This window comes from Bacteroidota bacterium, assembly GCA_018266755.1.
GTDB lineage: Bacteria > Bacteroidota > Ignavibacteria > Palsa-1295 > Palsa-1295 > JAFDZW01.
In genome coordinates, this window is sequence record JAFDZW010000005.1 from 91,806 (window position 1) to 108,515 (window position 16,710).

Consider the following 16,710-nt stretch of genomic DNA (forward strand, 5'->3'; position numbering starts at 1 on the left):
CATTCTGTCCCCGCCGTTGTGTTATACAGACGTCAATGCTCCTAACGCTTCGTTCGAAGATACTGGCGGGGTATGCGGTGCTCGCAGTGCTGATGGCGGCGCTTGGCGGGTATATGGTGATGAGTTTCCGCACCTTCACCGGCGTTTCCTCGCAAGCGTACGAGCGTATTTCCAACGCCGACCGTGCGAATCTTGCGATCTACGAATCGCTCGTGCGTATCAACGATGCCGCCGTCCGTTCGTTTGGCGAAAACGTCCCGCTCTCTTCGACCGTATTTTCCGACGAGCCTCCTCGTATCAACGCCGAACTCTCGTCCGCAGAAAAGATTATTGCCTCAATCCCTACAGACATAGCACCGACACTTGCACCGGCCTTTACGAGGTTGGAGGTGCTGTGGCATCAGTATCAGGCGCAATTACCGGAGTTCACCAAGCGAATACTCGATAGCCCGACCGAGGCCCGAAAATTTTATAGCGGCGTGCTGTTGCCGACATACACCGAACTCACGATAACAAGCCGGGAAGTCTCGGCGATGATGCAAGGGCTCTTTGAAACGACCCGACGACTGACCGAGCAGGAATCGCAGGATGCATCGCAGACGGTCATTATCGTGACCCTTGCCGCAATTGCCCTCGGTATCGTGGTTGGGTTTGCCATCGTTCGGGCTACGACGCGGCCTTTGCGGACGCTGAGCGACTCGCTCAAACGCATCCAGGCAGGCGATCTCGGCGTCCATCTCGATGTCACCGGTGCCGACGAACTTGGCGAAGTTAGCTTCGAGTTCAACCGAATGGCCGAACGACTGGATCGCTACGACAAGCTGAACGTCGAGCGATTGATGGACGAAAAGAGTAAGTCGGAGGCTGTGATCCTCGCCCTCGACGAACCGCTGTTTCTGCTCGATAGCACCGGGCGAGTATTGGTCACCAACCGCAGCGCGGAGCGTCTGCTTGCCAAGACGGAAGATGCAATTATCGGGCAGGAGCTCATTCGATTATTCACCGACGAAGAAACGGTCCGAATTATCAGATCGTCGGTGAGCGAGACGCCTGCGCCGGCAAGCAAACCGCCGCTGATCGAGGCACGTGTCGGAACAACAACCCGGTTCTACCGCGTATCGTCGACACGCATCGTATCCAAAGCTGCCGCCAGTCCGACGAAGCTCGGTTCGCTCGTTCACTTTAGCGATGTCACACAGTTCGAGGAGCTCGACCGCTTGAAAGACGATTTCCTTGCCAAAGTGTCACATGAATTCCGCACACCGCTGACATCGATCAAGATGGCGCTTGATATTCTGGCAAAATCAAAGATCGGCGCGCTTACCGACGACCAGCGAGAGCTTGTGTTGACCTCGAAGATGGACACCGAGCGTCTGTCGAAGTTGATTAAGGACCTGCTGACGATGACCCGACTGCGCCAGGGAAGCGAAGAACAGCGCGAGCTTGTCAACGTTGCCGAAGTTGCAACCGACGTCCTTCGTTCGATCGAACCGCAGGCCTCAGCTAAGTCGGTGAGTATAAAAAAGCTCATGTCACAAGGCATTGCGGCGGTATTCAGCCGCACGCAGCTCGAGTCGCTCGTGCAGAATCTGGTTGGCAATGCACTGGCACATACGCCGGAAGGCGGCACGATTACCGTAGAAGTACTTGCGAGGCCAGAAGGTGGCTGGAGCCTTGCCGTGAGCGATACCGGTTCGGGGATTGCGGCCGCCGACCTAGAGCGTATCTTTGAGCGATTCGTGCAACTGAAACCCAAAGATGTCGCTACTCCCGGATCCGTCGGCCTTGGACTGTCGATCGTGAAGGATATAGTAGATTCAAACGCAGGGACGATCACCGTGACAAGCACCCTTGGAAGCGGCTCGACGTTCGTAGCCGTATTCCCCAAGACGTTTAACGAGCAAGCATGACTAACGTACTCATCATCGACGACGAGCCGAATATTCTCAAAACGATGTCCATCGGACTGCGCAGCGAAGGATATGCCGTAACGACGGCGTCGTCCGCCGAAGATGCGCTGAACGATTTGCAGGCAGGGAAGACGGACTATGCGGTTGCCTTCGTCGACCTGATGATGCATCCGGTTGACGGCCTGACCGTGCTGCGCAGGATGCAGTCGATCTGTCCGCAAATACCGGTGATCATCATTACAGCACATGCAACGGTCGAATCGGCAGTCGAAGCGCTGAAGCTTGGCGCATACGATTATCTGCAAAAACCATTCGACCAAAACGATCTTCTCCTCATTACGAATCGGGTCGTTCGGCTACAAGAGTTTAAGAATATCGCACCGCAGCATAACGGCATCGTCACGCAGAATGCCGAACTGCTGTCGTTGCTCAAGACAGCCGAAAAAATTGCAGCGTCCGATCTGACAGTGCTCATCGAGGGGGAGACCGGAACAGGAAAGGAGTTGTTGGCTGATTTTATTCACGAGCATAGCACACGCCCATCGAAACCGATCATCAAGCTCAACTGTGCGGCGCTCTCGCAGGAATTGATCGAATCGGAATTATTCGGCCACGCAAAAGGAGCGTTTACGAGCGCAATAAAGGATCGTGTCGGTCTGGTCGAAGCGGCAAACGGCGGCACTCTGTTCTTAGATGAGATCGGTGAAATGCCTATTCTGATGCAAGCGAAGCTGCTGCGATTCCTTCAGAATCACGAGTTTGTCCGAGTTGGCGAGAATACGGTACGCAACAGCGACGTACGCATCGTTGCTGCAACGAATCGCAATCTTGAAGAAGCCATCGATGACGGAAGATTTCGCGAAGATCTGTTTTATCGCTTAAGCGCATTCCGGCTGACCGTCCCGCCGTTGCGCCATCGAAAAGACGATATCATACCTCTCGCCGAACTCTTCGTTGACCGTGCAAGCAAAGGTACTATTGTCCCCACATTATCTGATGAAGTAAAAACGGCTCTTCTACGATACGAGTGGCGGGGAAACATCCGTGAACTCGAAAACGCGATGATGCGCGCGGCGATCCTCGCTTCCGGTGAACGATCTATCACGATGGAACACTTGCCCGCGCATATTGCCACGGGGAGACAATCGGAGAAAACAATCGATGTAGCGCAGCCCTCGCTTCGTTCGCTTGAAGAGGTAGAACGCGATCATATCGCATTCGTCCTCTCGAAGACGCAGAGCCTCGAAGAGGCAGCCCGCATTCTGCAAATCGACAGCGCAACCCTCTGGCGCAAACGCAAGAAGTTCGGACTATGAGAAACGGCTATTTCGGCATTCCTCGTCTTATTCTGCTTGTTGCGGCGGCTGTGGGCGTGTTCAATGTGCTCGGCGGCGTCGTGCTTGTGGCACTCTATGGCTTGAATGTGCAAAATGCAGATGCATCGGTCATGGTCATTGTCAATGCCGTCTCCGAGCTGTTGGTCATGCTTGCGATTCCGATCTTGCTTACACGCACGACCCGGAAGGATCCGCATGCGGTATTCCGTATCGAAGGAATGCACGAGACGCCTCTCGGGGCCCAGCTTATCGGCGTACCGGTCATTATCGCCACCGAGGTCGTCGGCGGCGGTCTCGATGGACTCTGGCATTCGTTTCTCAAGTTGTTTCCGTCGCTCTTCGATACGCTTGTCGGCTTGCAGAAGCAACTCGACGATCTCATGTCGAATGTGACGACGGCGCATAGCTCGGGCGAGCTGATAATTCTCTTGATCGGTATTTCTGCCGTCCCTGCGATCGCCGAAGAGGCATTCTTCCGAGGTTTCATACAAACACACATCGAACGAAGCGGGAAAGGGAGGCCTCGGCCGATCGTTGCACTGGTGATCACATCGCTGCTCTTCGGGGCAATGCACATGAGCCCGCTCAATCTCCCGGGCCTCGTCGCGATGGGTGCGGCACTTGGCTGGCTTGCGTATCGAACAAGCGATCTACGGGTGAGCATGCTCGCACATGCGATGAACAACGGCCTGATCGTGTTGGCGACGTTCTATTTTCAGGGGAGTGCTTTGACATCGGAGTCGCTGGCCAAGACGCCGGATGTTCCACTCGCGGATTCGGCGGCACTGATCGGACTCGGATTGCCGTTCCTATTTGCCATGTTATTCGTATTCCAACGGATCACCGCTCCACTAACGGCCAGAGGTAACGCCGCTCGTGAGATCGATGCGCTGAACCGCGAAACGTTTTCACCCATCTACCACGATGTCACTCAGTAATCTTGCGCAGCGCGTACTTGTCGCCGTCATTGCGATCCCGGTCGTGCTCTTTATCGTGCTCTATAAACCCGTCGGGTTTTATGCGCTGGCCGTGATGCTTTCGGGTATAACGGTATGGGAATACTATGGGCTCGCCCGTGCGAAAGGCTTTGTACCGCAGACGTATCTCGGCATTGCAATCACAATGTGTATTACTGCCGTCTTCGGACAGTATCGGATGAAATTCTATCTGACCGACTCAGCCGATCTCGTCTGGGGGGCACTGGTTGCGATCATTTTGCTGTCATCGTTTATCGTTCTTGCCGTCGAGATATTCCGGAACCTTCCGAACCCGATCGTACAGTCTGCCGTGACGATCTTCGGCGCCGCATACATCGGTGTCGGCATGGGCGCTGTATTTGGGGTTCACGATGCACTCAGCCGGTGGGCGAATATTCGCGGAGGGTACGAAGAGCACATGCCGGGCTATTTTATTCTTGCTGTGTTCGTCTCGATCTGGGTTTGTGACAGTGCCGCATATTTTGCCGGCCGTGCATTCGGCAAGCACAAATTTTTCGAACGTGTGAGTCCGAAGAAGACGTGGGAAGGAGCCATCGCAGGGTTTCTCGCTTCGGTCGGTGTGTGGATCGCACTACCGCATCTAATTCCGGCTTTGAACTGGTTGCGATTAACAGACGCTATCATCATCGGCGTTATCGCGGGTTCTATTGGGCAGCTTGGCGATCTTGGTAAATCGCTCTTGAAGCGCGATGCCGGCGTTAAGGACTCATCGAATCTTATCCCGGGTCACGGCGGGTTCTTAGACCGTCTTGATTCGATTCTCTTTACTTTTCCGGTGATCCTGATCCTCCTGAACCTGGAGCACTTCCTACAAGTCTTGGGAGTGTAGCTTTGCGGATAGAAATCACTGTCATTGCGAGGATGACGCGAAGCGTCTGACGAAGCAATCTCGAATGTTGATCCTGCAGTGCATCTGAGGAATTTCAGATTGCTTCGGGGGCTAAAGCCCCTCTCGCAATGACACCACTAGGTACGGTTTCTATGCCCTAAGTCCTCGGATATCCGCGCTCCAGAGCAGCTTGTTGCGAAGCAGATCGAAATATGACTGCGACGGATGCCGCAGGAGCTTCAATCGGTTCTGATGCCCCGACAGACGCACGATTGCCGGCGTCTCGATCACGACTTCTTCCTGACCGTCAGCTACAGCGAGCACCGAAGAACTGGCGTCATTATAAATTCGCAGATCGATCTCGTACCATTCCGGCACAACCACAGGCCGGACGGTTAAGCTATGTGCGGCAATAGGGGAGATAATGAGCACGGGACTTGTCGGCTCCACGATCGGACCACCGGCGCTGACGCTATAGCCAGTCGAGCCCGTTGGTGTTGAAACGAGAATACCATCTGCACGAAGTGTACCGAGCAGCGAACCCTGTACCCGAATCTCGAATGTCAGCATTCGTGTCGAACCGAAATTATCGATCACGATCTCGTTGAGCGCACAGGCACGAGCCGAATCGCCGCGTTCGCCTTCGCGTGATGGAGTTAAGACGTCGCGACGAATCAGCACCCCGGTCTTTTCGTTCGATTCGCTCGTGAGCAAGCCTTCGAGCACCAGACGGTTCTCTTCGGTCATGGTACCCTGCTTGACCGCCACGATGAGCTCTTCCAATGCATTCGGCGAATGCTCGGAAATAAAGCCGAGGTGACCGAGATTCACGCCGACGAGTTTTGCCGCCGGGTTTTCGCGCATGATTGCCCGCGCAGCGGTGAGCATCGTGCCGTCGCCACCGAGTGAAACGATGACGTCGCTGTTTGCCGCAAGCTCGTTTGCGCTATCATAGAACGTCACCTGGCGATTCCCGACATATTCCCGCAGCGACGAGAGCGTCGCGCATGGCTCCGGACTCAGAAGATGGAGTAAGTGTTCGAGCGTGGAATGGAGCTCGACTTTGCGAATGTTCGCATAAATCCCGAAACGCATAGCGTTATGTAGTTTGGCGAATGGCTGCCGTAAGCGTATTGCGGAGCACCATGGCGATCGTCATCTTCCCGACGCCGCCGGGGACAGGCGTGATTGCACTCGCAACGTCTTTGACGCCGTCAAAATCGACGTCGCCGACAAGACGGGTGCCGCTTTTTTTCGTAAGATCCTCGATACGGTTCATCCCGACATCGATCACCACTACGCCTGGGCTGACCATGTCCCGGGTAATTGCACGCGGGACGCCCATGGCGGCAATGAGGATATCCGCTGAACGGGTATACTCCTTTAACTTCTCCTTTGCGCCAGTGTGCGCCATCGTGACGATGGCGTTCGCACCCTGTGCCTTCTGCACCAGCAGAGAAGCCATCGGTTTGCCGACGATGTTCGAGCGGCCGACGATCACGACGTGCTTGCCCGACGGATCGATGTTTTCCTGCGCCATCATTTCCATAATCCCGAGCGGTGTGCATGGGACGAAATACTCGCCCCGACCGATCGAAAGGCGACCGACATTCACCGGATGAAAACCGTCGACATCTTTATGCGGCGCGATCGCTTCGATCACCGCTTCTTCCGACAATTGCTTCGGTAATGGAAGTTGACAAAGGATGCCATGAGTCGCGGGATCTTCGTTCAGACGGTAAACCGTATCGAGCAGTTCGGATTGCGAGACGGTAGCAGGCAGGCGGACGGTCTCGTGCGAGAAGCCCATGTCCGCGCTTGACGTGCCCTTCGAACTGACATACACTTCGCTTGCCGGATTACTGCCGACGAGGATAAACACAATTCGTGGGGTAATACCGGTGCGCTTGATGAAATGCCCCGCATCGTGTTTGACCGAGTCGCGGACACGTTGCGCAATCGCCGCGCCGTCGATGATCCGAGCCGTACTCATTTTGCCGGCACTCCTTCCTCGGTGTGATTACCTGCGTCTTCGACGTACGTCCGCTGTCGTTCGAAGTCGGGGTAGAGAATTCGCTCGATGCGCAGTGCGCGGCCGGTGGCTTCGTCGACTTCGACGCACACACCCGAGATCTTCATGTCGCCTTTGGCCGTCTCATATTTATGTGGTGTCCCGTAGGTAAAACGCTTGATGGCGATGTCGGTCCGCATCCCGACGCAGCTATCGTACGGGCCGGTCATGCCGACATCGGAGATATATGCCGTGCCTTGGGGAAGGATACGCTCGTCGGCGGTCTGGACGTGTGTGTGAGTGCCGAGCACGGCGCTCACGCGACCGTCGAGATAGTAGCCCATTGCCTGTTTTTCGGCGGTCGCTTCGGCGTGCATATCGACGATGACAATCGGTGTTTCGCGAAGGATATGTTCGAGCGCCCAGTCGGCGGCATTGAACGGGTCGTCGATCGGCGGCAGGAATACCCGGCCCTGCAATGACAATACGCCAACTTTCTGGCCGGACTTGGTCTCGAATATTGCGAACCCCGCACCGCCGTTATTTCGCGGATAATTCAGCGGACGCAAGATGCGGCGTTCTTCCCGAAGAAGCGGGCGAGATTCCCAGCGCTCCCAGATGTGGTTGCCGGTCGTGATGATGTTCGCCCCGGCCGCGAAGAGCTCGTCTGCTTGTTTGCGGTTAATGCCTTTGCCTTCGAAGACATTTTCACCGTTGACGATCACGGCGTCGGCATGATACTTATCGGTGAACGTCTTGAGGAGCCGCGTCAGCATCCCAAGGGCGTCCGTGCCGACGACATCACCTATGAATAGTATATTCAAGAGAAATAGGGCTGTTTCCTGTGAAGTTACCTTAACAAATCTGGCGAGGAAATTGGTACAGGATTTTGGTGCACCGATGTTCATCAGCAAATGTGCTGCAGGCCTGAGAATTAAACCCGCATGTTCGGGCGAATTCGTAGATGGTGCAGGTAACAATATGAGTCCGCACGTGTTATTTGTATAGCATCAGCGTATACCACGTTTCCGATACTATGCTCATTCATCCGATCATTCGCACCGTTCTCATCGCAGCCGCATGCATCCTATTTGCGGATAGCCGGAGCGCAGTTGCCCAGACTTCAACCGGCCACTGGGTCAAAGGCCCGACGTTCTTTGAAGATTCGATGGAGTATGGCAAGATCGTCTTTGCCGATAGCCTTCACGGGTATTTCTTTGGTGCCCGTAACATATACGTTCTCAAGAAATCGAATTGGGCCGACCGGACGTGGTACCGCACCGTCGATGGAGGTGAAAGCTGGCAGAAGCTCGACCCGGTGGCATTGTTTGCCTGGGATAGTGCACTCTTGGAACAGCCAGGAGATGTCATCGTCGGTGAACCTACCCCAATTTCCGCAAACGAACTTGTATTCACCAATGCCTGGGGAGTGCACAATGCCTTCCATGACACCATCGTCACCTACCGTTCGACGGACAATGGGACCACCTGGACGCGAAAGGCATCCAATCCGGTGGTCAGCCGTGGGACGTTAGCTGAGGAGGCCATCACGAAGAAGGACGAAGTCATTACAATGAGGATGGACGACCTGAACCTGTTGCACGATGAGGGCAAACTTTTTATTTCGTCGAACGAGGGTGCGGTTTTCACGCTTGACAAGCGGTGGGACTCAACATTGTTATACAACATTTCGCAACTTGGCTTCGGGAAGACCGGCAAATTTAATCAGGTGAATAACCATGCATTCACCATACGTGGCGATGGGGCTTGGGTCATTAGCGTCCCTGATAGCAATAACGCTGCATCTATGGATACAAAACGCCCATTCTCATGGGTCACGCTTATCTCGACCGATGAAGGTCATCATTGGGTGGCAAATCGGGGTGTCGTACCGAGGATACCGTCAGACCACGAAATCGCATACCTCGCACCGCAAGCGATCGCAAACTCCAGTTGGCTCTACGCATTCTCGGGCTACGGCGAGGGCGGCAATCCGTTCAATCACTATATGGTCGCTTCGGGCTTTCCCGTATACGGCGTGAACTACGCATACTCATCCGACGACGGCCAGTCATGGCAGATCGATACGTCATTCGGCACCAACCGCCGGCCGAGCACATCGCCCACACGACCGATTTTGGTCGAACCTGGGATATCGATACGCGCACACTCATGAACGACATCCCGTTCGATGCGCGCAGTATGACATTCCTCGATCCGCGGCACGGTTGGATCTACGCCCAGACCACCGACCGGCACACGTTCAGCATTTTCCGCTATGTTCCGGCTGGGACAAGTGATGTTCACACCGACGCGACCGTAGCCACCCCTGATCTTCGTGCGTACCCGAATCCGAGCAGTGGTGACGTAAAGTTGACGTTCACACTGCCGCAGGCCGCGCCGGTGAGGGCAGAGGTGTATGACGTGCTTGGGGAAAAGGTCTCGACACTTGCAGACGGCGAAGTCCTGGGCAGCGGGGGACATCATCTCGAGTGGCATCCCAAGAACGCTGCTGCTGGCGTCTATCATGTGGTCCTGAGGGCCGGCAATACAAACGCCGTGCTACGGGTTGATTACATCAAATGAGGTACCCCATGAGATTGCTATCGATTTCGATGATCGTAGTGCTACTTGCAGGAGAGTTGCTCTCCTGCAAGTAGCATTATCCAACCGAGACGAAGAAATGCGATACATGCTCGGATACGACACATCACCCATGCGACACCTGCAACCTGAATCAGGACTCGCTGCTACGGGTGAAGGATTCATTATCTCATGCGTGGTTATGGACGGAATACACGATCCCCGGAGAGACCAATTTGACAGGTGTATGGGTTTTTGGCCCGGATGACATCTATCTCGTCGGCAATAATCTCTACCGATTCGATGGGTCGTCATTCCATCAGATCCATACACGGGATTCGACACACCATGTCACGATGGACGGTGCGATGAACGGTTATTCGATCTTTGCCTTCGACACGAATCACTACTGGCTTATTCATTACGGAGGTGACGCGGTTCATTCGTTGACAAATGGAGTCTTCGAAGATTTCCGTCCTGGCCAGACAAATGCGTGCTGGGGGCAATCGAGCCATGATCTGTTTGTCGTTGGAAATGCCGGTCAGATTCATCATTACGACGGGACGACGTTCACGGATATGGCCTCCCCAACGACGAAGGACCTGCGGTCGGTCTGGGGGACGAGCCACAATGATGTATGGGCCTGTGGAGCGAATGTTTCTACAGGTCAAACGACACTCCTACATTATGATGGCACGATCTGGACCGAAGATCCGCTTGCGAATACAGAAAGCGCTAAACGCTCCGGGATGTTCGTCGTGTGGGCAGGTGACAGCCTTGGTCACCACCTCGCTGTGACCGCTGGGTCAAACGTGTATCACCGGACAGATGGAGGTGCGTGGAGGAATGATACAACTCTTGTTCCAAATTCTCTCGGACAAGGGACGTTTGTGGGGCTATATCTCTTATCCGCAAACTCCTCAACGGACATTATGGCTGCTGGCAGTTGGGGCTGGGTTGGGCACTGGAATGGAAAGACATGGCAGCGATACGATGCGTTGTATGATTATTCGAACGTCAATTACATTGGCAAAGCACTTTCGCTCAAGGGCAACACAGCCTGTGTAGTCGGTACAAAGAACGGTCAGTCTTGGGTAGCGATCGGCCGACGAGCGAAATGAGATTGCTGTCACTATCAATGATCACAGTGCTGCTTATTGATCAGTAGGTCCAGGCACATCTGTAAGTGCGGAAATCGAGCATTTGCACCAGTCTTATTTACGGAGCCATATATTGGCAGAGACAATTATAGGCACCTATGCGACCGCCACGACCCGATACCCGAACGAAGCTCCAACTCGATACGCACGAACGATTCTATGACCGCGATTATGGCTGGGTGCGCCGTCTGCCGCAGCCATGCCCGAAATGTAAACGGACCGGGACAATGGCTCGGCTGGAAGATCAGGGGGTCGAGGGGTGTACGCATTGCTCGTACGCACATGTGCTCGAAGGCTACGCATTCAAACCGGGTGGCTATTACGAGGCTCGGAAACTTCTGGAAACGCTCTTTGACGAACGCCGCGTCGAAAAGCCAGTTCAGTACCGCTTTCAACCGATGAATATGAAACGGAATTGAGAGTGGGCGGGGGGACAAGCAATTGGATCGGAGCGTGGATTACTCCACATTTCCCCAAGATTCGAAGGAGTGGCTTTGTGTTGACTGTATTACTATCGTCATTCTGAGCGAAGCGAAGAATCTCTGCGGCGGAGACTCACTGCGTTTCATCAAGGGATTCTTCGCTTCGCTCAGAATGACGTCTGCGTAGAGCAATTCTTCGCTTTGCCCAGAATTACGGCTGCTTATTGAATTTTAATTAGAGGTGCTGCAAGATTCGACATAGTTGAACTTCCCGGGCTCTGTGGGTGTTATCACCCCGCTTAGAAAATAGGGGAATATAGAGATGCCAAATCCTACTCATAGAAACAGCCGTACACGTCGCGATAAGCGCCGCACGCATTATAAGGCCGCTAAGCCGTCGTTCGGCGAATGCAAGAACTGCGGTGCTGCGAAGTTGCTTCACCGTGCTTGCCCGAACTGTGGCCACTACAACGGCCGCCAGATGTTCGAACCGAAGTCGGTCGCGTAACAAGTCTGCACTGATCGTTAAGCCGTTCATCTTGCGATATCGCAAACAAGATGAGCGGCTTTGCTGTTGAATTCAAGTTCGTAATGACAATGCGCATGTCATTCTGAGCAAAGCGAAGAATCCCTTCGGGTCTGCACGGATCCTCGAGGCGCACCTCAAGGGATTCTTCACTTCGTTCTGAATGACGTGTTTCGGAAGGAAAGTATGATCCGGATCGGTCTCGATACCATGGGCTCCGACAACTCTCCGGCCTACGAGGTCGAGGGGGCGCTCACTGCGCTTGTCGAGACCAACGGCCGTTTCGTCGTTACGCTCTATGGCAAACGATCGGTGGTCGAGCCGCTTGTCAGCGGTAAGCCGGGCAGCCAGTGGGTGACCATCGTGGATACCCCCGAGGTCATCACGATGCACGACGAGCCTGTCGCAGCGCTCAAGCATAAACGCGATAGTTCGCTCGTGCGCGGAGTGCTTGCACTGAAAGCTGGCGAGGTCGATGCGTTTATCAGCATTGGCAACACGGGCGCCGTCATGAGTGCTTCGACGCTCGAACTTGGCCGCATTAAAGGCGTCAGTCGCCCGATGATCGGCGCACAATTCCCGCGCGGCGGCGGTGGCTTTACGCTTGTCTTCGATGTCGGCGCGACCGTCGATGCCAAAGCCCAATGGCTCAAAGAATACGGCATCATGGGCACGGTCTATGCGCAAGAGATCTTCGGTGTGAAGAACCCGACGGTCGGATTGTTGAGCGTCGGCGAAGAGAAGGAGAAGGGAAATGCGCTCACAGCCGAGGCGATCCCACTGCTCGAGAACGCCGGACTGAACTTCATCGGTAATGTGGAAGGGCGCGACATTCTCGCGGGCAAAGCGGACGTGATCCTCTGTGACGGCTTCACGGGGAACATCATCCTGAAGTTCGCCGAGAGCGTGCTGACGAGCCTGCGAGTACGCATCAAAGCATACGCCGCGAAAGGGATCGTCAATAAACTGAAAGCCGCGGTAACGGCTTCGGTGCTCAGAGCAAGTTTGAAAGATTTCGATTATCAGGAGCACGGCGGAGTGCCGCTGCTCGGCGTCAATGGCGTCGTGATTATCGGTCACGGCTCTTCGACACCCCGCGCAATCAGAACAATGATGCTGCGCGCGGAAGAAATGGTAGAAAAGAATGTTGTTGCAGTGACCCGGGCTGCATTATCCACTGCCGGGACAAACGCATAATGGCGACACAGACTCTTCGCAGGGCAGGCATTACTGCCATCGCTCACTACCTTCCGGAAGAAGTACTTCCGAATTCTTTTTTCGAATCGTATCTCGATACGAACGATGAATGGATCCGCACCCGCGCCGGTATCCGCGAACGACGTATCTTCCGAAGCGGCCCGACGAGCGACCTCGCCGTTCCCGCGATCAAGGAAGTACTCGACAAACGCGGGATCACTGCCGACGATATCGACATCATCCTCGTCGGTACCGTTACGCCGGATATGTTCTTCCCGTCAACGGCCTGCGTGATTCAAAATAAGATCGGCGCATCGAAGGCCTGGGGCTTCGATGTCTCGGCCGCATGCTCCGGGTTTATCTTCACGCTCGAAACCGGCAGACGCTTCATCGAATCGGGAGCGGCGAATCGCGTGCTGGTTGTCGGTGCGGATAAAATGAGCTCGATCATCGATTATGAAGATCGCAACACGTGTATCCTCTTTGGTGACGGCGCCGGGGTCGTGCTGCTCGAGGCTGTGGAGGAAGAATACGGCATTGTGGATTCCATCCTGCACATCGACGGCAAAGGCGGCGAGCACCTGCACATGAAAGCAGGCGGCAGCCTGAACCCGCCGACGCACGAGACGGTCGACAACAAGTGGCACTACGTGTATCAAGACGGCAAGACCGTCTTTAAGAGTGCGGTCGTCGGCATGGCAGAAGTCTCGGCGGAGATCGTCGAACGAAACGGTTTGACGGCCGATGACATTGCATATCTTGTGCCGCACCAGGCGAACCTTCGGATCATCGACGCCGCACGCCAGCGTGTCGGCTTGCCGGAAGAGAAGGTAATGGTAAATATCGACCGTTACGGCAACACTACCGCCGCGACGATACCGATTTGTTTGAGCGAGTGGTATGCCAACGGTAAACTGAAGAAAGGCGACTACGTGGTGCTCTGTAGTTTCGGCGCAGGCTATACGTGGGGTTCGATGCTCGTTCGTTGGTGCATCTAAGATACAGACCAAACATGACCGCTTTCGTTTTTCCCGGACAAGGATCGCAATACGTCGGCATGGCGAAGGAGTTCGCCGAATCGAACGCAACGGCGAAGTCGATGCTCGAGCAGGCGGACGATCTGCTCTCGACGCATCTGTCGCGGACAATGCTCGAAGGGCCGGACGATCTGTTAAAGCAAACCGAGTTTACGCAGCCTGCGATTTACCTGCACTCGATGATCGCACTTCGTTGCGGCGAACCAACCACGACGCCCGCGGCGGTTGCGGGGCATTCGCTCGGCGAGTTCACAGCGCTTACTGCCGCAGGGGCGCTATCGTTTGACGACGGCCTGAAACTCGTACGACTTCGCGGAATGCTCATGGCAGAGGCAGGCAAGCGGCAGCCAGGCACGATGGCAGCAATTATCGGTATGGACGAAGCCGTGTTGCGTACGATGTGCACCGCAGTCGAGTCCGAAACAGGGAACATCGTTCGTCCGGCAAATTTTAATTCGCCCGGTCAGGTTGTCATCAGCGGCTCTGTCGATGGCGTACGCGAGGCGATGAAGCGCGCGAAGGATGCGGGGATCCGGATCGTGAAGGAATTACCGGTCAGCGGCGCATTTCATTCGCCGTTGATGCAATATGCTGCCGATGGATTGAAAGAAGCGCTCGAATCGACGGCGATCGGTGCGCCGAACATTCCCGTCTATGCGAATGTGACATCGGAACCGCATGGCGACGCTGCGTCGATCCGTATGCGTCTTGTCGAACAGCTTACCGCACCGGTGCTCTGGGAGCAATCAGTACGCAATATGCACAAAGCGGGCATCGTTAATTTTGTGGAGTACGGGCCGGGCAAGGTATTGCAAGGACTCATCGGACGTACCGTGACGGATGTCATGACATCTGGCGTCGAAAAACCGAACGCCGCATAACAAGTAAGGAGCGATCACGAATGACTGGGACGGACCACCTGGGCGAAGCGGCGGAAATGCACGGAGATATTCCGGCATCGCGTCTTGCCCCGTTCACTATTAAGGGCTTCAAGGTCGACGAGCTGATCTTCACGCATGGCTTCGTGAAGTATTGCGACATCGACAAATGTGGAGGCGGCTGTTGCCACAGCGGTGTCTACGCCGACACGGCCGAGTACGAGACGATCCTTCGTCATAAGAACGAGATCGCCGCGCACATGGACGAGACGCAGGATACAGACCCCGCGCATTGGTTCGATGGCGAGTGGATCGACGACGCCGATTTTGCCAGCGGACGCGCAACCGGCACGAACGTGCATGATCGTGATGGTGGTATCTCGGGCTTCACCGAAGGATGTGTCATGCTCGATAAGCGCCATTTCTGTTCGATCCAGGTTGCTGCGGCTGCAAACGGTCTGCATCGTTGGGCATGGAAGCCGACGTATTGCATCCTGTTTCCGATCACGGTCGTCGAAGGCGTTATCACCTATGACGACTCGCATTCCGAAGATCTTAATCATTGCGGGCCGACGGGTGCAGGGAATTATGTGCACTCGGTCTTCGAGTCGATGACCGAAGAAATCAAGTACGTCTTCGGCGAAGAAGGCTACACCCAAATGAACGAGTATTTCCAGGCGAATCGCGCACGCTTCGAGGACGAGCGTCGCAAGAATTCCATGGTACAGATCTCCTTATGACCACCATTGACCTAACCGGAAAAAGCGCCATCGTCACTGGTGGCTCGCGAGGCATCGGACGCGGAATCGTCCTGGCGCTGGCGGCGGCGGGGGCAGACGTGCTATTTACCTATGCATCGAACGAAGCGGCGGCGAACGACGTCGTCGCCGAGGTTGAGAAGCTCGGCCGCAAGGCTGTCGCCATCAAAGCCGATGCGGCATCGAGCGAGGATGCAACGAACGTCGTCGACCAAGCGACCAAGCAGTTTGGGAAGATCGATATCCTCGTCAATAATGCCGGTATTACGAAGGACACCCTGCTGATGCGCATGAGCGAGGCCGACTGGGATTCGGTGATCGATACGAACCTGAAGGGTGTGTTCCTGTTGACCAAGGCGGCGATCCGGCCGATGATGTCTGCCCGAAGCGGGAGGATTATCACGATATCCAGTGTTGTAGGCCTCACGGGAAATCCGGGTCAGGCAAATTATACGGCTTCGAAGGCCGGCGTGATCGGATTCTCGAAGTCGATCGCAAAGGAAGTCGGCTCGCGCGGGATCACGGCAAATGTTGTCGCCCCGGGGTATATCGCAACCGACATGACAGGCAAGCTCAGCGAGACGCAGCAAAAGGCAATCATGGATCTCGTGCCCGTCAAGCGGATGGGGACGGTCGAGGATATTGCGAATGCCGTGCTCTTTCTTGCGTCGCCGTTGGCCGAGTATATCACCGGCGAGACCATCCGCGTCGATGGCGGCATGGCGATGTAACGGGGCAGGGAACTCAAAAAGTGTTATATTTATAGGTTGAATTTTCTACTTTATTCACTAAACCAGTTATGGCAGACACAGCAGCAATCGAGTCAAAGGTACGGGATATCATCGTTGGCAAGCTTGGCGTTGAGGCCTCGCAGGTAACCACCACCGCATCCTTCACGAAGGATCTCGGTGCGGATTCGCTCGATACCGTTGAGCTCGTCATGGAGTTCGAAAAGGAGTTCGGCATGCAGATTCCCGACGAGGACGCGGAGAAGATCCAGACCGTCGGCGATGCAGTGACCTACATCTCCGGCAAACAGTAATTCATTTTTCCAACAGAAGGTG

At 55.1% G+C, this 16,710-nt stretch carries 18 protein-coding genes; 15 read left to right on the plus strand and 3 right to left on the minus strand.

Going from position 1 to position 16,710, the window contains the following annotated elements; all coding sequences use genetic code 11:
* Window positions 1–35 precede the first annotated feature (35 nt).
* The 4 genes from JSS75_04980 to JSS75_04995 are packed head-to-tail and all read left to right on the plus strand — an operon-like array spanning window position 36 to window position 5,074.
* Window positions 36–1,910, plus strand: a complete 1,875-nt coding sequence (locus JSS75_04980; protein MBS1903038.1) for a HAMP domain-containing protein — start codon at window positions 36–38, stop codon at window positions 1,908–1,910.
* The gene (locus JSS75_04985; GenBank protein ID MBS1903039.1) at window positions 1,907–3,226 is read left to right on the plus strand and encodes a sigma-54-dependent Fis family transcriptional regulator; all 1,320 of its coding nucleotides are present in this window, start codon (window positions 1,907–1,909) and stop codon (window positions 3,224–3,226) included. The genes JSS75_04980 and JSS75_04985 overlap by 4 nt, the downstream gene beginning before the upstream one ends.
* The gene (locus tag JSS75_04990) at window positions 3,223–4,185 is read left to right on the plus strand and encodes a CPBP family intramembrane metalloprotease (protein ID MBS1903040.1); all 963 of its coding nucleotides are present in this window, start codon (window positions 3,223–3,225) and stop codon (window positions 4,183–4,185) included. The genes JSS75_04985 and JSS75_04990 overlap by 4 nt, the downstream gene beginning before the upstream one ends.
* Window positions 4,172–5,074 (plus strand): phosphatidate cytidylyltransferase, encoded by a 903-nt coding sequence (locus tag JSS75_04995; protein ID MBS1903041.1) that lies wholly within the window; start codon window positions 4,172–4,174, stop codon window positions 5,072–5,074. Before JSS75_04990 ends, JSS75_04995 begins: the two co-directional genes overlap by 14 nt.
* 150 nt (window positions 5,075–5,224) lie before the next feature.
* Here JSS75_04995 and JSS75_05000 read toward each other — a convergent pair whose 3' ends face one another.
* From JSS75_05000 to JSS75_05010, 3 genes are read right to left on the minus strand one after another with little or no spacing between them, the layout of a single operon-like run.
* Window positions 5,225–6,169: an NAD(+)/NADH kinase gene (locus JSS75_05000; GenBank protein MBS1903042.1), complete on the minus strand. Its 945-nt coding sequence runs from the start codon at window positions 6,167–6,169 to the stop codon at window positions 5,225–5,227.
* A gap of 4 nt (window positions 6,170–6,173) precedes the next feature.
* Window positions 6,174–7,067, minus strand: coding sequence for a bifunctional 5,10-methylenetetrahydrofolate dehydrogenase/5,10-methenyltetrahydrofolate cyclohydrolase (locus JSS75_05005; GenBank protein ID MBS1903043.1), 894 nt, complete (start codon window positions 7,065–7,067; stop codon window positions 6,174–6,176).
* The gene (locus JSS75_05010; protein MBS1903044.1) at window positions 7,064–7,993 is read right to left on the minus strand and encodes a TIGR00282 family metallophosphoesterase; all 930 of its coding nucleotides are present in this window, start codon (window positions 7,991–7,993) and stop codon (window positions 7,064–7,066) included. The genes JSS75_05005 and JSS75_05010 overlap by 4 nt, the downstream gene beginning before the upstream one ends.
* A gap of 128 nt (window positions 7,994–8,121) precedes the next feature.
* Here JSS75_05010 and JSS75_05015 point away from each other — a divergent pair, with 128 nt between their 5' ends.
* From JSS75_05015 to JSS75_05065, 11 genes are all read left to right on the plus strand, one after another.
* On the plus strand, window positions 8,122–9,261 hold the full coding sequence (locus JSS75_05015) for a hypothetical protein (protein MBS1903045.1): 1,140 nt from the start codon (window positions 8,122–8,124) through the stop codon (window positions 9,259–9,261).
* Complete coding sequence (locus tag JSS75_05020) at window positions 9,258–9,671, plus strand: T9SS type A sorting domain-containing protein (GenBank protein MBS1903046.1); 414 nt, start codon at window positions 9,258–9,260, stop codon at window positions 9,669–9,671. The genes JSS75_05015 and JSS75_05020 overlap by 4 nt, the downstream gene beginning before the upstream one ends.
* 233 nt (window positions 9,672–9,904) lie before the next feature.
* The gene (locus tag JSS75_05025) at window positions 9,905–10,789 is read left to right on the plus strand and encodes a hypothetical protein (GenBank protein MBS1903047.1); all 885 of its coding nucleotides are present in this window, start codon (window positions 9,905–9,907) and stop codon (window positions 10,787–10,789) included.
* A gap of 137 nt (window positions 10,790–10,926) precedes the next feature.
* Window positions 10,927–11,247 (plus strand): hypothetical protein, encoded by a 321-nt coding sequence (locus JSS75_05030; GenBank protein MBS1903048.1) that lies wholly within the window; start codon window positions 10,927–10,929, stop codon window positions 11,245–11,247.
* Between the two features lie 325 nt (window positions 11,248–11,572).
* Window positions 11,573–11,758: a 50S ribosomal protein L32 gene (gene rpmF / locus JSS75_05035; GenBank protein MBS1903049.1), complete on the plus strand. Its 186-nt coding sequence runs from the start codon at window positions 11,573–11,575 to the stop codon at window positions 11,756–11,758.
* A 204-nt stretch (window positions 11,759–11,962) separates the two neighbouring features.
* A complete protein-coding gene (gene plsX / locus JSS75_05040) occupies window positions 11,963–12,973 on the plus strand; it encodes a phosphate acyltransferase PlsX (GenBank protein MBS1903050.1) in 1,011 nt (336 codons plus the stop codon).
* Window positions 12,973–13,971, plus strand: a complete 999-nt coding sequence (locus tag JSS75_05045; protein MBS1903051.1) for a ketoacyl-ACP synthase III — start codon at window positions 12,973–12,975, stop codon at window positions 13,969–13,971. The genes plsX and JSS75_05045 overlap by 1 nt, the downstream gene beginning before the upstream one ends.
* Window positions 13,972–13,985: 14 nt before the next feature.
* A complete protein-coding gene (gene fabD, locus JSS75_05050) occupies window positions 13,986–14,891 on the plus strand; it encodes an ACP S-malonyltransferase (GenBank protein MBS1903052.1) in 906 nt (301 codons plus the stop codon).
* 20 nt (window positions 14,892–14,911) lie between these two features.
* Window positions 14,912–15,628 (plus strand): DUF3109 family protein, encoded by a 717-nt coding sequence (locus tag JSS75_05055; protein ID MBS1903053.1) that lies wholly within the window; start codon window positions 14,912–14,914, stop codon window positions 15,626–15,628.
* Window positions 15,625–16,377, plus strand: a complete 753-nt coding sequence (fabG, locus tag JSS75_05060) for a 3-oxoacyl-[acyl-carrier-protein] reductase (protein ID MBS1903054.1) — start codon at window positions 15,625–15,627, stop codon at window positions 16,375–16,377. The genes JSS75_05055 and fabG overlap by 4 nt, the downstream gene beginning before the upstream one ends.
* A gap of 68 nt (window positions 16,378–16,445) precedes the next feature.
* Window positions 16,446–16,688, plus strand: coding sequence for an acyl carrier protein (locus JSS75_05065; GenBank protein ID MBS1903055.1), 243 nt, complete (start codon window positions 16,446–16,448; stop codon window positions 16,686–16,688).
* The last annotated feature ends 22 nt before the right edge of the window (window positions 16,689–16,710 follow it).

Excerpts from the sequence above, each read along its gene's own strand:
- JSS75_05055 (MBS1903053.1), top strand. The coding sequence starts at position 14,912 with ATGACTGGGACGGACCACCTGGGCGAAGCGGCGGAAATGCACGGAGAT.
- JSS75_04985 (MBS1903039.1), top strand. The coding sequence starts at position 1,907 with ATGACTAACGTACTCATCATCGACGACGAGCCGAATATTCTCAAAACG.
- JSS75_05005 (MBS1903043.1), bottom strand. The coding sequence starts at position 7,067 with ATGAGTACGGCTCGGATCATCGACGGCGCGGCGATTGCGCAACGTGTC.
- fabG (MBS1903054.1), top strand. The coding sequence starts at position 15,625 with ATGACCACCATTGACCTAACCGGAAAAAGCGCCATCGTCACTGGTGGC.
- JSS75_05015 (MBS1903045.1), top strand. The coding sequence starts at position 8,122 with ATGCTCATTCATCCGATCATTCGCACCGTTCTCATCGCAGCCGCATGC.
- JSS75_05065 (MBS1903055.1), top strand. The coding sequence starts at position 16,446 with ATGGCAGACACAGCAGCAATCGAGTCAAAGGTACGGGATATCATCGTT.
- fabD (MBS1903052.1), top strand. The coding sequence starts at position 13,986 with ATGACCGCTTTCGTTTTTCCCGGACAAGGATCGCAATACGTCGGCATG.
- plsX (MBS1903050.1), top strand. The coding sequence starts at position 11,963 with ATGATCCGGATCGGTCTCGATACCATGGGCTCCGACAACTCTCCGGCC.
- JSS75_05045 (MBS1903051.1), top strand. The coding sequence starts at position 12,973 with ATGGCGACACAGACTCTTCGCAGGGCAGGCATTACTGCCATCGCTCAC.
- JSS75_04990 (MBS1903040.1), top strand. The coding sequence starts at position 3,223 with ATGAGAAACGGCTATTTCGGCATTCCTCGTCTTATTCTGCTTGTTGCG.
- JSS75_04980 (MBS1903038.1), top strand. The coding sequence starts at position 36 with ATGCTCCTAACGCTTCGTTCGAAGATACTGGCGGGGTATGCGGTGCTC.
- JSS75_05030 (MBS1903048.1), top strand. The coding sequence starts at position 10,927 with ATGCGACCGCCACGACCCGATACCCGAACGAAGCTCCAACTCGATACG.
- rpmF (MBS1903049.1), top strand. The coding sequence starts at position 11,573 with ATGCCAAATCCTACTCATAGAAACAGCCGTACACGTCGCGATAAGCGC.
- JSS75_05010 (MBS1903044.1), bottom strand. The coding sequence starts at position 7,993 with ATGAACATCGGTGCACCAAAATCCTGTACCAATTTCCTCGCCAGATTT.
- JSS75_05020 (MBS1903046.1), top strand. The coding sequence starts at position 9,258 with ATGAACGACATCCCGTTCGATGCGCGCAGTATGACATTCCTCGATCCG.
- JSS75_04995 (MBS1903041.1), top strand. The coding sequence starts at position 4,172 with ATGTCACTCAGTAATCTTGCGCAGCGCGTACTTGTCGCCGTCATTGCG.
- JSS75_05000 (MBS1903042.1), bottom strand. The coding sequence starts at position 6,169 with ATGCGTTTCGGGATTTATGCGAACATTCGCAAAGTCGAGCTCCATTCC.